This window comes from Fluviicola taffensis DSM 16823 (assembly GCF_943372375.1).
GTDB classification, from domain to species: domain Bacteria; phylum Bacteroidota; class Bacteroidia; order Flavobacteriales_D; family Crocinitomicaceae; genus Fluviicola; species Fluviicola taffensis_A.
The window spans coordinates 116,169-133,523 of record NZ_CALRYJ010000003.1; the positions used below are offsets into that span (position 1 = coordinate 116,169).

14 protein-coding genes are annotated in these 17,355 nt (G+C 39.9%); 3 read left to right on the forward strand and 11 right to left on the reverse strand.

The features are described from left to right. Positions 1 to 71: 71 nt before the first annotated feature. Both AAG807_RS06270 and AAG807_RS06275 read left to right on the forward strand, forming a co-directional pair. Positions 72 to 761, forward strand: coding sequence for a response regulator transcription factor (locus AAG807_RS06270; RefSeq protein WP_341901676.1), 690 nt, complete (start codon positions 72 to 74; stop codon positions 759 to 761). Continuing rightward, positions 758 to 1,843 (forward strand): ATP-binding protein, encoded by a 1,086-nt coding sequence (locus AAG807_RS06275; RefSeq protein WP_341901677.1) that lies wholly within the window; start codon positions 758 to 760, stop codon positions 1,841 to 1,843. Before AAG807_RS06270 ends, AAG807_RS06275 begins: the two co-directional genes overlap by 4 nt. A 98-nt stretch (positions 1,844 to 1,941) precedes the next feature. Here the strand turns inward: AAG807_RS06275 and AAG807_RS06280 are convergent, their stop codons facing one another. Further along, positions 1,942 to 2,844, reverse strand: coding sequence for a hypothetical protein (locus AAG807_RS06280; protein ID WP_341901679.1), 903 nt, complete (start codon positions 2,842 to 2,844; stop codon positions 1,942 to 1,944). 3 nt (positions 2,845 to 2,847) lie between these two features. Beyond that, positions 2,848 to 4,836 carry a KUP/HAK/KT family potassium transporter gene (locus AAG807_RS06285; RefSeq protein ID WP_341901680.1) on the reverse strand — a complete coding sequence of 663 codons (1,989 nt, stop codon included), beginning with the start codon at positions 4,834 to 4,836 and terminating at the stop codon, positions 2,848 to 2,850. A 111-nt stretch (positions 4,837 to 4,947) separates the two neighbouring features. Here AAG807_RS06285 and trmB point away from each other — a divergent pair, with 111 nt between their 5' ends. After that, positions 4,948 to 5,628: a tRNA (guanosine(46)-N7)-methyltransferase TrmB gene (gene trmB, locus AAG807_RS06290; protein ID WP_341901681.1), complete on the forward strand. Its 681-nt coding sequence runs from the start codon at positions 4,948 to 4,950 to the stop codon at positions 5,626 to 5,628. 67 nt (positions 5,629 to 5,695) lie between these two features. On the opposite strand, the gene clpX is transcribed toward trmB, so the two are convergent. From clpX to gldL, 9 genes are all read right to left on the reverse strand, one after another. Then, on the reverse strand, positions 5,696 to 6,916 hold the full coding sequence (clpX, locus tag AAG807_RS06295; protein WP_341901683.1) for an ATP-dependent Clp protease ATP-binding subunit ClpX: 1,221 nt from the start codon (positions 6,914 to 6,916) through the stop codon (positions 5,696 to 5,698). A gap of 77 nt (positions 6,917 to 6,993) precedes the next feature. Beyond that, positions 6,994 to 7,662 (reverse strand): ATP-dependent Clp endopeptidase proteolytic subunit ClpP, encoded by a 669-nt coding sequence (clpP, locus tag AAG807_RS06300; RefSeq protein ID WP_341901685.1) that lies wholly within the window; start codon positions 7,660 to 7,662, stop codon positions 6,994 to 6,996. A gap of 107 nt (positions 7,663 to 7,769) precedes the next feature. Then, positions 7,770 to 8,567, reverse strand: coding sequence for a DUF2797 domain-containing protein (locus AAG807_RS06305; protein WP_341901687.1), 798 nt, complete (start codon positions 8,565 to 8,567; stop codon positions 7,770 to 7,772). Between the two features lie 85 nt (positions 8,568 to 8,652). Further along, complete coding sequence (locus tag AAG807_RS06310; protein WP_341901689.1) at positions 8,653 to 10,590, reverse strand: ABC-F family ATP-binding cassette domain-containing protein; 1,938 nt, start codon at positions 10,588 to 10,590, stop codon at positions 8,653 to 8,655. A 104-nt stretch (positions 10,591 to 10,694) separates the two neighbouring features. Next, positions 10,695 to 12,437, reverse strand: a complete 1,743-nt coding sequence (locus AAG807_RS06315) for a hypothetical protein (protein ID WP_341901691.1) — start codon at positions 12,435 to 12,437, stop codon at positions 10,695 to 10,697. A gap of 96 nt (positions 12,438 to 12,533) precedes the next feature. Next, positions 12,534 to 13,532 carry a gliding motility protein GldN gene (gene gldN, locus AAG807_RS06320; RefSeq protein WP_341901692.1) on the reverse strand — a complete coding sequence of 333 codons (999 nt, stop codon included), beginning with the start codon at positions 13,530 to 13,532 and terminating at the stop codon, positions 12,534 to 12,536. Between the two features lie 117 nt (positions 13,533 to 13,649). Beyond that, positions 13,650 to 14,660 carry a gliding motility protein GldN gene (gldN, locus tag AAG807_RS06325; protein WP_341901693.1) on the reverse strand — a complete coding sequence of 337 codons (1,011 nt, stop codon included), beginning with the start codon at positions 14,658 to 14,660 and terminating at the stop codon, positions 13,650 to 13,652. A 29-nt stretch (positions 14,661 to 14,689) separates the two neighbouring features. Further along, positions 14,690 to 16,426 (reverse strand): GldM family protein, encoded by a 1,737-nt coding sequence (locus tag AAG807_RS06330; protein ID WP_341901694.1) that lies wholly within the window; start codon positions 16,424 to 16,426, stop codon positions 14,690 to 14,692. A 74-nt stretch (positions 16,427 to 16,500) separates the two neighbouring features. Next, entirely contained in the window at positions 16,501 to 17,325 is an 825-nt protein-coding gene (gldL, locus tag AAG807_RS06335; protein WP_341901696.1) for a gliding motility protein GldL, read from the reverse strand. Positions 17,326 to 17,355 lie beyond the last annotated feature (30 nt).

Here is a 17,355-nt window from a genome sequence, read left to right on the forward strand (position 1 = left end):
TTCGTAACACATCAGTAATTATTAAGGAAACTATCAAGGATACTTTTGCTCAAACATTAACAAGGAGCACAATGCAAATAAGTAAGGGACAAACCATACTTTTAGTGGATGACGAAAAAGATATTCTGGAATTTTTACAGTATAATCTGGAGCGGGAAGGATATAAAGTATTTGTTGCCAACGATGGACTTGAAGGAGTTCAGATGGCACAGAAAGTTTCTCCCGATTTGATTTTAATGGATGTGATGATGCCAAGAATGGATGGAATTGAAGCTTGTCAGACTATTCGACAAGATCTTCAACTGAATTCACCATTAATCGCTTTCTTAACTTCAAGAGCTGAAGACTATTCACAAGTAGCCGGTTTCGAAGCTGGAGCCGATGATTACATCACCAAACCGATCAGACCACGTTTATTGGTTTCAAAAGTGGAAGCCTTGCTTAGAAGAGCTGGACGTATCAATGGCGGTGAAGCGGAAATCAAGACATCTTCCATCACTGTGAACCGCGAAAAATTCCTGGTATACATGAATGACGAAGAAATTCAATTACCTAAGAAGGAATTTGAATTGATTGAATTGCTTGCTTCAAGACCTGGAAAAGTCTTTACACGTGAACAAATTCTGACAACTGTTTGGGGTGACGAAACAATTGTAGGTGAACGAACGATTGATGTTCATATCAGAAAATTAAGAGAGAAACTAGGAGAATCGTATATTCGTACCATTAAAGGTGTTGGTTATACATTTTCTGAAAAGTGAAAAAATTAAATCCGTTTACCATTGTTCTTATAGGAAGTGTCATTGTTGCAGTTTGTTTAACACTCATTCTCCTAATTATTAACTTCTTTTCTCCCATTCCGGTTGGACCTTTTATTTCAATCGTTCTTTTCGGGTCATTGGCAACTTTTACTGCCTTTCATTTTCTTTTTCGCGAATTCATTTACAATCGATTACGCATTCTTTATCGTTCCATTCGGAAGGGAAAAACATCCTCTGAAGAAAAACTATACATCAATATGTCGAAAGATATTATTGGTAATGCTGAAAGTGATTCTAAAAAATGGAGCGAACAACGTAAATCTGAAATCACCCAGCTTCAGGAACAGGATAAATTCAGACGGGAGTTTATCGGAAACCTGGCTCACGAGTTAAAAACACCCGTATTTTCAATTCAAGGATATGTTTTGACCTTATTGGAAGGCGGATTGGAAGATGAAAGAGTCAATCGTATGTTTTTGGAAAGAGCTTCCAAGGCGATTGATCGCATGACCAATATCCTGAATGATTTGGATGAATTGACCAAATTGGAGGTCAACGACCTGAAAATGGATTTGCGCCCGTTCGACTTGAAAGATCTGGCGAAAGAAGTAATGGACGGGTTAGAATTACGCGCTCAGGAAAAGCATATTAAATTGCGGTTTGCCAAAGATTACCACAAGGAAATCATGGTGAAAGCAGATCGTGGCAAAATAGCTCAGGTACTTACTAATTTGATTAGCAACTCCATATCATACGGAAATGAAAACGGCGAAACTCAAATTCGTTTTTACGAAGTAGATGATATCATTTCCATTGAAATATCGGATAACGGTCCCGGAATTGAACCACATGAACTGCCACGCCTATTCGAACGTTTTTACCGCGTTGAAAAAAGCAGAAACCGAAACGAAGGCGGCTCCGGTCTTGGACTTTCCATTGTGAAGCACATCCTGGATTCACACAACCAAACGATTTCTGTTCGCAGTACGATTGGTGTCGGAAGTACCTTTACGTTTTCATTGGATAAATTCGAAGGCAACTCGAATACGCTGATTTCTTCGCGGGGAGTTACGATCAAGTAATGATGGTTTAAGACCATTAGAAATTGGTCTATGTGAATCGAAACAATATTCCAAATCAGGATAGCTTTTACCAATCCCGAATACACATAGACATGTGTCTATTTGCCCAGTGGCAGTGCGGCTAAATACTCCTGCTCCAACTGCCCTGGTGTAGGAATCAGAATGGCTTTTTTCTTCAGGAATTCCAAATCCATCAAGGTCGAATAGCCATTTCTGGAAACGATTGTTTCTGAAGAAGCAATTTCAGCATCAGCCAGTTTCCAATCCGTAATGATCTTGATATTCTCAGGAACTTCAGCATATACTCTCGGAGAAATCAAAACCAGGTTCTCTGCCCCATACTTTTCAATAATCCAATGAAAAAATTGCTCGGAATAGGGTTCCGGACCACTTACAATTCCTACGATCTTATGCGGGACAACTGTAATCTCCTGATCCTGGAAACGGGAATAAAACCCGATGTAGTTTGATTTCTTGTTCGATTCGCTCAATTTCCCAGCCAAGCGTTTTTCAGCTTTATCCATGATCCAGATCTCTTGGAATCGATTCATCCATTTCCGATGAATGCACTGGGCGATCCAACCTGCTTTAGGAGGCAGTGAAACCTGGTGTGTAATGAAAATGGAAGGTACTTTATTCGAATGAAAACCGTAGCAATGATCGGATAAAACGAGAGAAATCAGATGTTCTGAAACAAGCCTTTCTGTTTGTTTTTGTTCCCGCCTGATCCAATGCGAAAAACGAAGTGCATTCCGTCTCATTTCCGAAGTGAAATTACCATCTCCTTTGAAACGAAACTGGAAGCCACCCGAAAGGATATACTTCGCCGGAATTCCGTATGATGTAAAAATAGATTGCTGTTTTTCCGTGCAGCAAATAACCAATTCATTTCCTTGATCGGCTAACTGCTTCAACAACGAGATCGATCTGGCTACATGTCCACTTCCCCAATCGAGGCATGCAAATAAGATCCGTTCCTGAGTTAGTTTAGCCGGAACCATTAGCTACTCACTTCGTTTCAGATTGATTGGAGCTGCTTTCGAGAGTACATAAGGGAAATTCTCTTCCACATACGAACTCGGATCCAAACCGAACTCATTCTTTTCCGACAAACTTCTGCTTTTGATGAAGAAATAAGCATTCATGATTAATTTATGGAACCAAGGCAACTCATTATCATTCGACAAGAATTTACGGATTACAATGAATTTAAAATCACCGATGTGATCACTGTGATGGTACTCACAAGCATATCTGGAACGAATTTCAATCTCCTTATTCTGAACCAATTCTTCCACCACTTGTTTGAACATCGTATCCAATTTCGGCTGAATCCGGAATCCGAGTTTGAAATCAATTCGAATCAAATCATTTTCATCATGCTTGGTAACTTTGTATTCTTTCGTGTATGGTTCATCTGTTGTGATAACATGCACAAACCAGTAACGTTCGGCACGTTTCGGTTGCTGCTCCAAAATGGAATAGAATACTTTCGATTCCACTTCATCAATTCGTTCAGCACTGGTCAGGTAAACCAAATGGGTTGCATAGGTAGGAATTTGATCATCTATTGAAAGCTTCTGCAAAATCGGCAGGTAACTTTTCACCTTCACAAAATCGATAATACTATTCCGAATGATCTTGCTTTTAAAGATGATGTACATAACTGCAATTAACAAGGATGCAATCATCAAGGTGATATAACCTCCATCCGGGAATTTTTCCACTTGCGCGACAGCAAATCCACCTTCGATAAAAAGAAATATGGTAATCATCAGATACCTGAATATCGGGTTCCAATGTTTCTTAGCCATATAGAATATCAACAAGACGGAGGTACTGATCATTGCCAATACGATTGACAGCCCGTAAGCAGCTTCCATGTTTTCAGACTTCCTGAAAACCCAGACAACTCCCAAACAACCAAACATTAAAAACCAATTGATTGATGGGATGTACAATTGTCCTTTGATATCCGATGGGAAATTCACTTTCACGCGCGGCCAGAGATTCAATCGAATAGCTTCATTAATTAGCGTAAATGATCCGGAGATCAATGCTTGGGATGCCACAATAGCCGCAGCAGTTGCAATGATAATCGCCGGTAGTTTAAACCATTCCGGCACAATCATATAAAATGGATTCTCCTCGAAAATATACTGATCACTATGCTTACTCAACAGATAAGCCCCTTGCCCAAAGTAATTGATAATCAACATACTTTTAACAAAAATCCAGCTCACCCGAATATTTTCCTTTCCACAATGTCCCAAATCTGAATACAATGCTTCCGCTCCGGTTGTACATAAGAACACCGCTCCCAACAACCAAAAACCTTTTGGATAATGAGTCAATAAATCATAAGCATAATATGGATTCAGCGCCTTTAAAATAGACGGATCGGCACTCAAAGACAATATCCCGACCAGACCCAACATCAGGAACCAGATCATCATCACCGGTCCAAAAGCCCTTCCAATGAATTTAGTACCAAACTGCTGTATGACAAAAATCAAGACAATAATAGCCATCACAATCGGTGTGATTGGAATATGCTTCATGGAAGGAATGTAAGCCAATCCCTCAATAGCAGAAGAAACCGAAATCGGTGGGGTAATGATTCCATCAGCAAGTAAGGCAGCTCCCCCGATCATTGCCGGAATAACCAACCATTTCTTTTTCCGACGAACCAATGTGTACAATGAGAAAATTCCTCCTTCACCTTTATTATCTGCACGAAGAGTAATAATCACATACTTGATGGTTGTCTGTAATGTCAATGTCCAAAAAATACAAGACAAAGCACCCATAATCAGTTGATCGGTAATCAATTTACCCCGCTCAATCAGGTGCCCATGGGCATCTCTGATAGGATCTGCGTTTGTTATTGCCTTTAGAACATAAAGTGGTGAGGTACCGATATCTCCGAAGATAATCCCGACTGTGATAATCAATCCCGCGAACGAAAGCGCGTGATGATGCTGCTTTGACATAAGATGTTTGTATTAAAGTGTAAATGTACATATTGCACCGATTACTTGCTACGGTTTGAGAAAAATTCAACAAAAAACTTTGACTTGGAATGTGTATTTTTGCACCGATTTATGGGAAAGAATAAACTGAGACGCTTTGCGGAAATGAAATTGTGGAACAATGTGTTCGAACCGACTTTGGAACCAAACCCGCAGGAAGCATTTCCATTGAAAGGAAAATGGCAGCAAGATTACTTTAAAAATGATAATCCGATCGTTTTGGAATTGGGTTGTGGAAAAGGCGAATATTCTGTTGGACTGGCAAAACATTATCCAAACAAGAATTTCATCGGTGTGGACATCAAGGGTTCCCGTATGTTCGTTGGCGCAAAAGAAGCGATCGATGAAAACCTGACAAATGTGGCATTCCTCCGAACTAAAATTGATTTTATCGATTCTTATTTTACGGAAAATGAAGTGGATGAAATCTGGCTGACCTTTTCAGATCCGCAACCTCTTAAACCGAGAAAACGATTGACTTCAGAACAATTCATCTCGCGTTATAGACGCATTCTGAAACCTGGAGGGATCATTCATTTGAAAACGGATTCCGATTTGTTGTTCGAATCAACCGAAGAACAGATCCAGGAGCATAACTATCAATTGATCGAATCGACTTGGGACCTGTATCAATCCATGCCTGAAGATCTGGACCCGACTATCCGGGATATCTTACATATCAAAACACATTATGAACAGCTGTTTACCGCGAAAGGTTCGGTGATCAAGTATTGTTCGTTTAGAATCCATTAAAAAAAATAGTTCTAAAACACGTAGGGACGCGATTAATCGCGCCCCTACGTGTTTAGTATAAAATTCCTTAAGCTACTTTCAATCGAGCAACTTTACTCTTGGAGAATTGTGCTTTTGCATATTCCAGATCGACTCTGAACTCGGTTTCATTTTTAGATGGCAATTCATACATCGCATCGGTAAGGATCGCCTCACAAATGGAACGCAAACCACGAGCTCCCAATTTGAATTCGATTGCCTTTTCAACCACAAAGTCCAATACATCCGCATCAAATTTCAAACGAATTCCATCGATTTCAAATAAACGTATATATTGCTTGATAATTGCGTTTTTAGGCTCTGTGATGATTCGTTTCAAGCTTTTTGCATCCAAAGGTTCCAAGTAAGTCAATACCGGGAAACGACCAATCAACTCCGGAATCAATCCGAATGATTTGACATCTGTCGGAGTGATGTATTTCAGGAAATTATCTTCGTCCACTTTTTCAGTAACCTGGGAACCGAAACCGATTGTCTGTCTGTTTACACGATGTGCAATAATGCGTTCAATCCCATCAAAAGCGCCCCCGCAAACAAATAAGATATTCTTCGTATCGATAGCGATCATTTTTTGCTCCGGATGCTTTCTTCCTCCTTGTGGTGGAACGTTCACAACGGAACCTTCCAATAGTTTCAAGAGCGCTTGCTGAACCCCCTCACCGGAAACATCCCGTGTGATTGATGGGTTGTCACTTTTACGCGCGATCTTATCGATTTCATCAATGAATACAATTCCATGCTGTGCTGCCTGAACATTGTAGTCTGCCGCTTGTAATAAACGGGAAAGAATACTTTCCACATCTTCTCCGACATAACCCGCTTCCGTCAGTACCGTTGCATCAGCAATACAAAATGGAACATTCAACATTTTCGCAATGGTCTTAGCCAACAATGTTTTTCCTGTTCCCGTTCTTCCTACCAGAATCACGTTCGATTTTTCAATCTCAACATCTTCGATCTTAGTTTGGTGCAAACGCTTGTAATGATTGTATACTGCAACAGAAAGGGTTTTCTTTGCATCATCCTGACCAATCACATATTCATCCAGACGTTCTTTGATATCTTGTGGTTTCAAGACATTCACTGGAGCTGTTTCAGGTGAGATTTTAGTGGATTGATCTTCTTCAATGATCACTTTTGCCTGTGCAATACAGTGGTCGCAAATATGACCGGACAATCCTGCTATTAATAAACCTACTTGACTTCGGGGTCTTCCACAAAACGAGCAAGAAGTTTCTTTTTTTGACATATTCTACTTTTTATAGACAAAAAAGTCATCCCAATCAGTTAATCGAGATGACTTAGATAATATGATGCAAAGTTAGACTATTTTGGATTGCGAAGCAATATCTCGTCTACCATTCCGTAATCTTTTGCTTCAGCAGCTGTCATCCAGTAATCCCGGTCTGAATCTGCCCAAACTTTTTCATAAGTTTGTTTCGAATGGGTTGCAATAATGTCGTACAATTCTTTTTTCAATTTCTGAATTTCACGCGCTGTGATCTCGATATCGGAAGCTTGTCCTTGAGCTCCTCCAAGCGGTTGGTGAATCATTACACGTGCATGTTTCAAAGCTGAGCGTTTTCCTTCAGCACCTGCACACATCAAAACAGCTCCCATTGAAGCAGCCATTCCGGTACAGATCGTTGCAACGTCTGGTTTGATATACTGCATCGTATCATAAATCCCCAAACCTGCATAAACAGATCCTCCCGGTGAATTCAAATAGATTTGGATATCTTTCTTGGAATCAGCTGATTCCAAAAATAACAATTGTGCATTGATGATATTTGCGACTTGATCATTGATACCCGTTCCCAGGAAAATGATCCGATCCATCATCAGACGAGAAAACACGTCCATTTGTGTCATATTCATCTGACGTTCTTCAATAATATAAGGTGTTAATGAAGATTCGATGTAGCTTTCTAAATGCATGCTAGAAATTCCGACATGCTTTGTTGCGTACTTGTTAAATTCGTTTTTGTCGAACATGTTTGATAGTTTTTATACAAGTATTAAAATTAATACGATTCAGAAGATTTGATTCCTTTTTTGGCAGAAATTAACGAGAATAATTACAACATTCAAAAGTTCAAAACTTAATCGTGTGCAAATTCGATTTCGTAGCTCGTATGTTTCCGGATATTCAGTACAGTTTCGTCGTCGAAAATCAGATACTGACCTTTGATTCCCACTAGTTTTCCGCGAATGACCGGTGTCTTGTCAAAACTCACACTTTTCACCTTTACGGGATATTTTTCAACCGGATAATTCAATGAAATAATGGTGTCATCCATACTCACAAAATCACGCATATCGAATGGCAATAAATCCTCCACTCTTCCCTTTTCATCCAACAGATCCAATTCGTCATTGATCTCATTCTTTAGCATACGCTGCCAGTTTGTTTTATCCGTCATGTACGACTTCAAAGCAACCTCGATGATTCCTGCTTCATAACGATTCGAAGTTTCGGCAAGAATGATTGCACTGGAAGCGCCCTGGTCGATCCACCGTGTCATTGTTTGTTCGGCGCGTGTTACTCCGACTTTGATACTATCTGAAGCTGCGAGATAAACAATATGCGGTTGATTGTGGTGCTTATTTTCCCATTCGATATCTCTTCCTTCACCCAAATGAGCTCTGCATAATTCCGGATTGATGATACATGGGGCGGCTTGTGGTGCAGATTGAAAACAAGGAAAACAAAAACCTTGTCCAAAAGAGTTCTTCGTTTGCTTTCCGCAATTGGAACAGGTAATTTTCCCGGTCCAGGTCAATTGAATTTCACTTCCAATCAAATCATTCATGCGAATTTGAGGTTCCCCATTCAAAATCAACTGATATTGAATCGGTTCTTCAAAAGAAACACGCATTTTATCTAATAATCCTTTCATCTCTCTTAGATTTTAAGACTGAAGACAAAAGACTATGGACAGATTTGTCTTTAGTCTCCCATCTTTTGTCTAATGTCTCAAAATATTAATCTTGTATACTTTCCAATTCTTCCGTTGCTTCCATCCATAAATCCGAATAATAATCCAATTTGGATTTTACTTCTTCGAATGCTTTCAGAACCGGAGCAGTTTTAGCAGAGTCCGTGAAGTCCATAGTAGCCAATTGATCTTCCAATAATTTCACTTCTTTCTCCAATTCCTGAACACGGTCTTCGTGCTGTTTCACTTTCGTTTGAAGCTGATTCTTCTTGCGTTTTTGCTCTTTCCGATCTTCCTGGGATTGTGCTTTCACCGGTTGCTCGGCAACCACTTCCTTCTGAACGATTTTTGCCTCGGACTTTTTAGCAGGTGCCGCTAAAGCCATTTTACGTTGCAGGTATTCGTAAACCCCAAAATGGTGAATCTTCAATGTCTGATTTTCAATATCCCAGATACGATTCGTCAAACCATCCAAAAATTCCCGGTCGTGAGAAACGATTAAGAACGTTCCCTCATACTGCAACAATGCTTTTTTCAGTACTTGCTTGCTCTGAATATCCAAGTGATTCGTCGGCTCATCCAGAATCAAAACGTTTGAAGGGCTCAAAAGCAATTGACAAAGTGCCAGACGCGTTCGTTCTCCTCCCGACAAAACACCTACTTTCTTATCGATGTCTTCTCCCGAGAACAGGAATGCTCCCAAAATGGATCTCAAGTCTTTTCTTACTTCACCGGATGCAACCAAATCAACAGTTTCATAAATCGTCAAATTCTTGTTCAGACGCTCCGCCTGATCCTGAGCAAAATAAGTAATCTTGACATTGTGTCCATATTCCACTTTTCCTTCAAAATCAATTTCCTTGGTCATGCATTTGAACAGCGTCGATTTACCGACACCATTCGGTCCAAGAAGTGCAATTTTCTCTCCTCTTCCAACCGTAATCGAAATGTCCTTGAACAAGGTTCTGCCATTGTACCCTTTCCCCAAATGTTCCATTTCAAGCACCCATTTTCCGGGTTGTACATTCAATGGGAAGAAGATATTCATCTTGGCAACCGCATCGCTTTCCAGTTCAATCCGTTCTGTACGATCCAATTTCTTGATCAAGGATTGAGCAAAGGCTGCTTTATTCTTTTTCGCACGGAACTTATCAATGAGTTCCTGTGTTTGTTTAATCTCTTTGTCCTGCTGTTTTTTTGCATCCGCCAAGCGATCCAATTCTTCCGAACGCAATTCCTTGTACTTGGAATAAGCATAAGGGAAATCCAAGATCTTTCCGAAAGAAATTTCCCAGGTTCTATTCGTAACATTATCCAAAAACAAACGGTCGTGGGAAATGACGATTACAGCACCATCAAATTTTGTCAGGTAATTCTCCAACCACTGAATGGAAACAATATCCAAGTGATTCGTCGGCTCATCCAGCAGAAGCAAATTCGGTCGATTCACCAAAATCTTAGCCAACTCGGCTCTCATTTTCCATCCACCTGAAAATGAATTCAAAGGTTTTTCAAAATCTTCCTTGTGGAAACCCAATCCATCCAATACCGATGCAATTTTCTCTTCCCACTGGAAGCCATCATGGATATTGAACAAATCGTTGGTTGCATTCAAATCATTCAACAATTCCAAATAGGATTCAGTTTCGTAATCCTCTCGTGTTGTCAATTGATAGTTAATTTCCTCGATGTGTTTTCTCAAATGATTCAATTGTTCGTTGGAAAAAAACAAATAATCAAAGACACTTTGGGTTGTATCGATCACGATATCCTGAGTTAGGAAACCCACTTCCAAACCTCTCTGACGGTGGATTTGACCCTCAGTAGCCTTTTCAGTTTGAGCGATTAATCTCAACAGGGTTGATTTCCCCGCACCGTTCTTACCCACTAAACCAATTCGATCTCCTTGATTCACCTGAGCTGAACAATCCTCAAATAAATAACCCTGTGGGAAATGCACTCCCAATTTTTCCAAAACAAGCATGTGCAAAGGTAGGCAAAGTCTGAGAAATATGTTCAACAGTTCAAAGAGTTCAAACAATTGGATAAAAAGTAGGGCCGAAAATTTTCAGCCCTTACTTTTTCATCTTAAAGAACAAATGATGCCAGTTTCTTTCTTAGAATTTGATCTGGCCCCATGATTTCCGTCTTGAACGTAACGATTGTTCCAGTTTTTCCCTGTCTTAATAATTTGGTTGCTTCAGGAGAAATTTGATTTCCTTTTCCCTTCTCAGTTCTTGGAGCTGTGTTCATAGACATTTCCCAATTCATAATCGTAAATTTCGCGTCCAAGGGACTATTCGTATACTTTACAAATAAACGGGTTTCAGCAGTTGAAATCTTTCCTCCTTCCGGAACTGCACCAAAGAAAAATTCCGGATTTGGAAGCATCATCACACGAAACGAGTAGCTTCCCAGTTTTACTTTTTTCTTTGAAAGCGAATTCACCCCATAAATATCTATAGCAGCTGTTTTACCAGCTCCTGTGACTCTTGCAATATGCTGATTCGGATTCACCGATTTTGTCAGATTTACTCCACTTCCAACCAATACTGTTTGATCATAACCGGATGCCACACCTTCAATCACATTATCAAAGCCTTTGTAAAGTACATTCAATTTAGGCAATGACACTGTTCCTTGCGGCTTCATGATCTTTACAGTGTGCGTCCAGTCTTCCGTTTTCACCTGACCGGATTTGTTCTTGATGGAAACCGTTCCTTTCAACACCATTTCACCACTAGCACCCACTTTTGTTCGAATCTGTCCTTTTCCTTCCGAACCTAAGAAGGATGATCCATTGTAAGTCACTGTCGGTTGATTATCTGAATCAAAAGCAGCCATCATCACATTCAACTCCACTTCGTCGCCTCCATTTGCGATCTCCGGTCCGTAAACCAGCCCTACAATTTTATTGAAGGAATATTCTCCGGTAGAGACTTTTGACTTCAAATGTGCCAAAGCCAAAGAACGAGCCGAAAGAACATCCTGCTGCATGGAAGAAAGGGAAGCCAAAGCAGCAACCAAAGGAGCATGATCAAAAGTCTGTCCGATCCAGTGAACTCCCGATATCTCATTTTGTGTAACACGTTCCGGCTTGGTCAGATTCATATAAATGGAAGCAAGGACTTCCTCATCGTCTCTCAAATTTGCTTTGGATGATTTAAGCATCTGATCAACCTGCTTTTTCAAATCTTTATTGTCCTTAAAATCATTGATTGCTTTCGGATTAATTGAAAATGATTTATTTCCTTCTTTGTAAGTTCCGGTAGTTTGGATCAATTTGGAGCGGAAACTATTGAAATCATCCCAAATATTCTTTCCTTTTCCTGTTGGATTTTTTATGTCATCACCAATCAGAATGTGCATTGGAATATCGTATTGATCCTTTGCCTCAACAGCCATCAGGTTCATGCGGGTAGGTCTGCAATCTTTTCCTTTCTCCCAAATGATGGTTTTTTGGTCGTCACGTTTGATTTGAGTGATATCTTCTCCGGACTCTCTCAACAGTTCCATTTTCACCTGGTCTATTTCCTGGATCAAGCTAGCGGAAAGTTGATCAACCGCCTTCATTTGCTTCATCACCTTTTTCAGTTTCCGAAGCTTTTCAGCGTTCTCTTTGCCATTAGTAGATGCAATTTCATCCGAGATATCCGAAATAAACTCGGAACCTCTGTCCACTTGCATTCCATTTGATTTTTGAGTATTCTCCTCAATCGCAACAAACGCATCCAGGATTGTTTTTGATACGTTCAATGCCAAAAGTGCGGTGAGTACCAAGTACATCATTCCAATCATCTTTTGTCTCGGTGTTTCTTTTCCTCCAGCCATGATTTAAATTTTAGGGTTATACTAATCGAATGTCATTTTTTCGATAAGTAACATGGAGGCAAAAAAAATGTCCGCCGAAGCGGACAGTATTGCTATTTAAAAATTCCAGACATCCTGCTCAAAGGTCCGGATGCTTTCAATGATATCGGCAGACTCCTGCAAGGCATCCACTCCTGTCCGGTAGCTGTCTATCGACCGGTCGAACACATTACTTTCCTTATAGACCGTGCTGGAAAATCTTCTCTTCCAAAATAAGTCATCGTAACTCATCCATTGAGCATCATTCTTATCGTTATACACATAATAATTCGTCAACAGGTATCTCAGATGCGGAAAGTAAATCCAAAACTTGGTTTCCAATCCAGAAATCATCTTTTGACCATTCGGTGCTATTTCTTCTTTCAATACCACCGGTGCAATTCCCATGATTCGGACATCCATCACAGAACGCTCCTTATCGAAAAACCAATCTTCCTTGATCAGGTATTTCACAATGTGTTCCGAATCTATCCAGGATGTATCTCTCGGAGGATAAATGAACTGCTCGACTCCATTTATAATAGCAGTGGAATCATCTCCATAAATAGTCGAGTAAGGTCTTTCGGGTTCCGGTCCTAATTTGCCCAAGTAGTAAAAAATCTCGTTTCTGAATATAGAGTCATTACAATAGTTCCCCCCAGCTTTCGGAGCAATCGGATATTTAAACTGGTCACCATCCACCACATCGAATTGATAGGGATTATAAGCTGAAAAGATCTTTAATTCACCTTGCATGATATGATGGCGCATGATTGTCCACAAAGACCAACAATTCGTGTTTCTGACGTACTGTCCGGACGGAGTGTGGTAATCAAAAGGATAATACAAGGGATGATTGATTTTCTCCCGCAGGTCTATTTCCCGCCAAACACGTTTACTCCAGACAACATCCGCTTCACGGACATACTCATAAGGAATCGTTCTTTTGGTCAGGATGTGTTCTTTCACATAAGGGTAATCCAAAACCGGTGTTAAGGACAGAAAATCGGTTGATTCGCATTGCGCATTCACTTGGTTGATTGCGGCGAGCAAGAGGATAAAGGTATATTTTCTCATGGCTTGGGTTTTCATGATAGCGCAAAACCCGGAGCTTGGTTACATCTGTTAACCAATTAGTTATAAACAAAAAGCCCCGACTCGCATTTGCAAATCGGGGCTTTTCTATTTTTTCAATTAGAAGTTCCAAACATCGTGTTCGAAGTTTCTAATCTCTTCTGTAATCTTTTCAGATTCCATTAGTGCATCTACACCCGTTTTGTAACTATCAATCTCGCGATCGAATACGTTACTTTCTCGATATATCGTACTAGTAAAACGACGTTGCCAGAACAAATCATCAAAGCTTTGCCATTGCGCGTCATTCTTTTCATTGTACACAAAGTAGTTAGCTAAAATGTAACGACAATGAGGGAAGTACAACCAGAATTTCTCATCCATTCCGGTAATTGTTTTACCTCCTGTTGGAGAAACCTCTTCTCTGTATACAACCGGTGCAATTCCTAAAATACGCACATCCAATACAGATCTTTCCTTGTCAAAGAACCAATCTTCTTTAATGCGGTACTGAACAATTTGCTCAGAGTCAATCCACATCGTGTCAGCTGGCGGGTATTTGAAAGTAATCGTTCCATCAGGAAGTGTGATTTCAATCGGATCTCCAAATTCGTTTGTCAATGGAACATCACTTTGCGCACCTAATTTTCCTAAATAATAGAATACTTTGTCACGGAATAAAGAATCAGTATAATAATTCTTACCCGCTTCAGGTACGATTGGATACTTGAACTGATCTCCATCTAACATATCAAACTGATATGGATTATAAGGTGAAAACACTTTCAAATCTCCATTGACGATATGGTGACGCATAATTGTCCACAATGACCAACGGCTCGTATTTCTTACATACTGACCTGATGGCGTGTGATAATCAAACGGTAAATAAATCGGGTGATTCATTTTTTCACGCATATCAATCATGCGCCAAACACGATGACTCCAGACTACATCAGCTTCTCGAACAAACTCATAGGAAATCATTCTTTTGGTAGGTATATGTTCTGTCATATACACCCCATCGATTACATCCGCCTGAGGAACATTCACTGGTCCACCATTGATCTCTTGCGCGTTCGTTAACAACGAACCAGCAAACAAGGTACTTAATAGAACTAAACGTTTCATGATTGACACTCTATTATTTATTTATTTTATTAAATGGTAAACACACCACTTTTCTTACGTAGGATTCCGTCCGGCCCTTTAACCATAGTCATAAAGCTGATACTAGATCCTGGTTTTGCTTGTCTCATTAAGCTAATTCCATCCGCGTTCAAAGTGTTTCCGGATCCTTTAGCAGGACGAGGAGCACCAGCAACGTTTAATTCCCAAGATTGAACTACGAATTCAGCCTTCAATGGACTATCAGAATAACGTGCAAACAAACGTGTTTCTGCTTTAGAAGCTTTACCACCATCTTCAGTAGCTCCGAAGAACAATGATGGAGGAGGCAAGTTCATTACGCGGAATTCAAATGATCCCAAAGAAACCGTTTTGTTTGTTTTTGTACTTTTTCCTGAGATGGAAATCTTAGCTGTTCTTCCAGCACCACCTACACGACCGATGTATCCTTTTCCTGATTTAGTTAAAGTCACACCTTGTCCTGTCAAGATTGTTTGATCATACCCGGAAGCAACACCTTCTACAACGTTGTTGTATCCTTTGTACAATACATTCAATTCAGGAAGGGAAACTGTTCCTTGCGGTTTCATAACCGTAATTTTCTTTTCCCAAGGCAATGTTTTCGGAATACCTGATTTGTTCAGGATTGTAATTGTTCCGCTCAAGTTCATTTCAGTAGAACCTGATTTTGTTTTGATTGTCGCCTTACCGTCGCTGATGTCACTTTTCGGTACGTTAGCACCTCCAATAGTTACCATCGGTTGTTTGTCTGAATCGAAAGCAGCCATCAATACTTGAACTTCTACTTCTTCATTTTGATTCACAACTTCAGGACCGTAAGCCAATGCCATAATCTTGTTGAAAGAGTATTCACCTCCACCTACACGACCACGAATCAAAGCAACTGCATCTGCACGAGCCGTCAAAATCTCTTTTTGCAAAGAAGACAAAGAAGCAATAGCAGCTACCGAAGGAGAGTGGTCAAAAGTACGACCGATCCAGTGTACATCTTTAATTTCACCTTCATGCATGTCAGCAATCTCTTGCTTAGTCAATGAAGAATAAATTTTAATCAATGCTTCCTGATCATCCGGAGCAACTGTTTTCAATGCAGGAGCCAATTGTTTTTTGATATCTGCGAAATCTTTTGAATTTCTGATATCCGGGTCCTTAAACGAGTACTTTTTCTCCTTTGAAGTTGACGATGAAGCAATTAACTCCGACAAATCTCCACGATACTTCAGGTAACTATCCCATAGTTTCATACCGTTACCTGTCGGTTTCTTGATATCTTCAGCGATACCCATTACTTCCATTGGCTCATCGTATTTATCCTTTCCGTCAACTTTCATCAAGTTCATTCGGATTGGTTTCAATGGATCCTTCGTATCGTAAGCCTTTGTAATCAAAAATTCAGGACCTACTTCTTTCGTTTTTTCACCACATTTCTCTAAAATTTCGATTTTCAAGTCGTCAATTAACTTAACTTGTTCTGCGGTCATTTTATCGATTTGCTCGACAACCTTCATCAAAGCGATTGCCTTTTTCATTGCTTCCGGATTTGATTTATCCTCAGCAACTTCTTTTAAGTCTGTTTTTTTCTCTTGACCACGACCATATTCATTCAAGTTTGAAATTTGAATATTTTCTTCGATGGCTACGAAGGCATCCAGAATAGCCTTTGATACATTAAGTGCCAGAAGTGCGGTAAGTACTAAGTACATCATACCGATCATCTTCTGTCTTGGGGTTTCTTTTCCACCTGCCATGACTTCTAAATTTTATTGGTTTACTTGTTAGTAATATTCAATGTTAATAAAGTAACTATCGACTAACCGATTGATTAGTCTCTAGAAATTGTCATAGCTTTCAACATGTTGCCATAAACTGCATTCAAATCAGTTAAGTTTTTAGACAACATTGCCATATTTTCTTTGTATAGACGAGTATCTTCAGCTGAATCAGATAAGTTCTTCATCATTTCAGTTACTTGACCTTGGAATTTCTCAGTTGCTTCCAAATGTGCAGAAGAACCTTTCAATTGTAATTCGTATACGTTGTTCAAAGCTGCCAAGTTTTTAGAAACTTTTTGCATTTGTTCTCCGAATGATTCACCTTCTTGCGTGTTTGAAGTCATACCTGAAATAGAAACAGATGCTCTTTCGTATGCTTCAGACAATGAAGAAACTTTATCAGATGCCGCTTGTAATGAAGAAACATAAGAGTCAGTTGCCGCTGCTGCTGATGTTACACCTTTCAATTGAGAAGCATTTTCTCCTAATTGGCGCATTCCATCTCCTAAACGCTCTAATAATTGACCGTCGATTTTTGCTTCCTCCAACATTTTGTCCAAGTGCTCAGTAATTCCAGATCCGCCAGAATTTCTTCCTCCTCTTCCTCCTGCCGCAGGTAAAGCATCGTGATCTAAATCATCACTGTGTGCGAAAGCCAATTCCGGGTAAACAAGCTCCCAATTTGGATCTTCATGAATCGGTTCAAATGCCGAGAAAATGAAAATCAACGCTTCCGTACCAAGACCAACGATCAACATCGCTGATGCAAATGGCCAGTGTTGAATTTTAAATAAGGCTCCTACGATTACGACTGCCGCACCGAAACCGTATAATTTCGCCATAAACTTTTTCCATCCTTTACTTCCTGGTTTCATAGTTTTCTTTGTTTTTTAGGTTTAACCAAA

Bases quoted from the DNA above. Each gene is read 5' to 3' on its own strand.
- AAG807_RS06305 (WP_341901687.1), bottom strand. From the start codon at position 8,567: ATGAAAGGATTATTAGATAAAATGCGTGTTTCTTTTGAAGAACCGATT.
- AAG807_RS06330 (WP_341901694.1), bottom strand. From the start codon at position 16,426: ATGGCAGGTGGAAAAGAAACCCCAAGACAGAAGATGATCGGTATGATG.
- trmB (WP_341901681.1), top strand. From the start codon at position 4,948: ATGGGAAAGAATAAACTGAGACGCTTTGCGGAAATGAAATTGTGGAAC.
- AAG807_RS06285 (WP_341901680.1), bottom strand. From the start codon at position 4,836: ATGTCAAAGCAGCATCATCACGCGCTTTCGTTCGCGGGATTGATTATC.
- gldL (WP_341901696.1), bottom strand. From the start codon at position 17,325: ATGAAACCAGGAAGTAAAGGATGGAAAAAGTTTATGGCGAAATTATAC.
- gldN (WP_341901692.1), bottom strand. From the start codon at position 13,532: ATGAGAAAATATACCTTTATCCTCTTGCTCGCCGCAATCAACCAAGTG.
- clpX (WP_341901683.1), bottom strand. From the start codon at position 6,916: ATGTCAAAAAAAGAAACTTCTTGCTCGTTTTGTGGAAGACCCCGAAGT.
- AAG807_RS06310 (WP_341901689.1), bottom strand. From the start codon at position 10,590: ATGCTTGTTTTGGAAAAATTGGGAGTGCATTTCCCACAGGGTTATTTA.
- AAG807_RS06315 (WP_341901691.1), bottom strand. From the start codon at position 12,437: ATGGCTGGAGGAAAAGAAACACCGAGACAAAAGATGATTGGAATGATG.
- AAG807_RS06280 (WP_341901679.1), bottom strand. From the start codon at position 2,844: ATGGTTCCGGCTAAACTAACTCAGGAACGGATCTTATTTGCATGCCTC.
- AAG807_RS06270 (WP_341901676.1), top strand. From the start codon at position 72: ATGCAAATAAGTAAGGGACAAACCATACTTTTAGTGGATGACGAAAAA.
- clpP (WP_341901685.1), bottom strand. From the start codon at position 7,662: ATGTTCGACAAAAACGAATTTAACAAGTACGCAACAAAGCATGTCGGA.
- gldN (WP_341901693.1), bottom strand. From the start codon at position 14,660: ATGAAACGTTTAGTTCTATTAAGTACCTTGTTTGCTGGTTCGTTGTTA.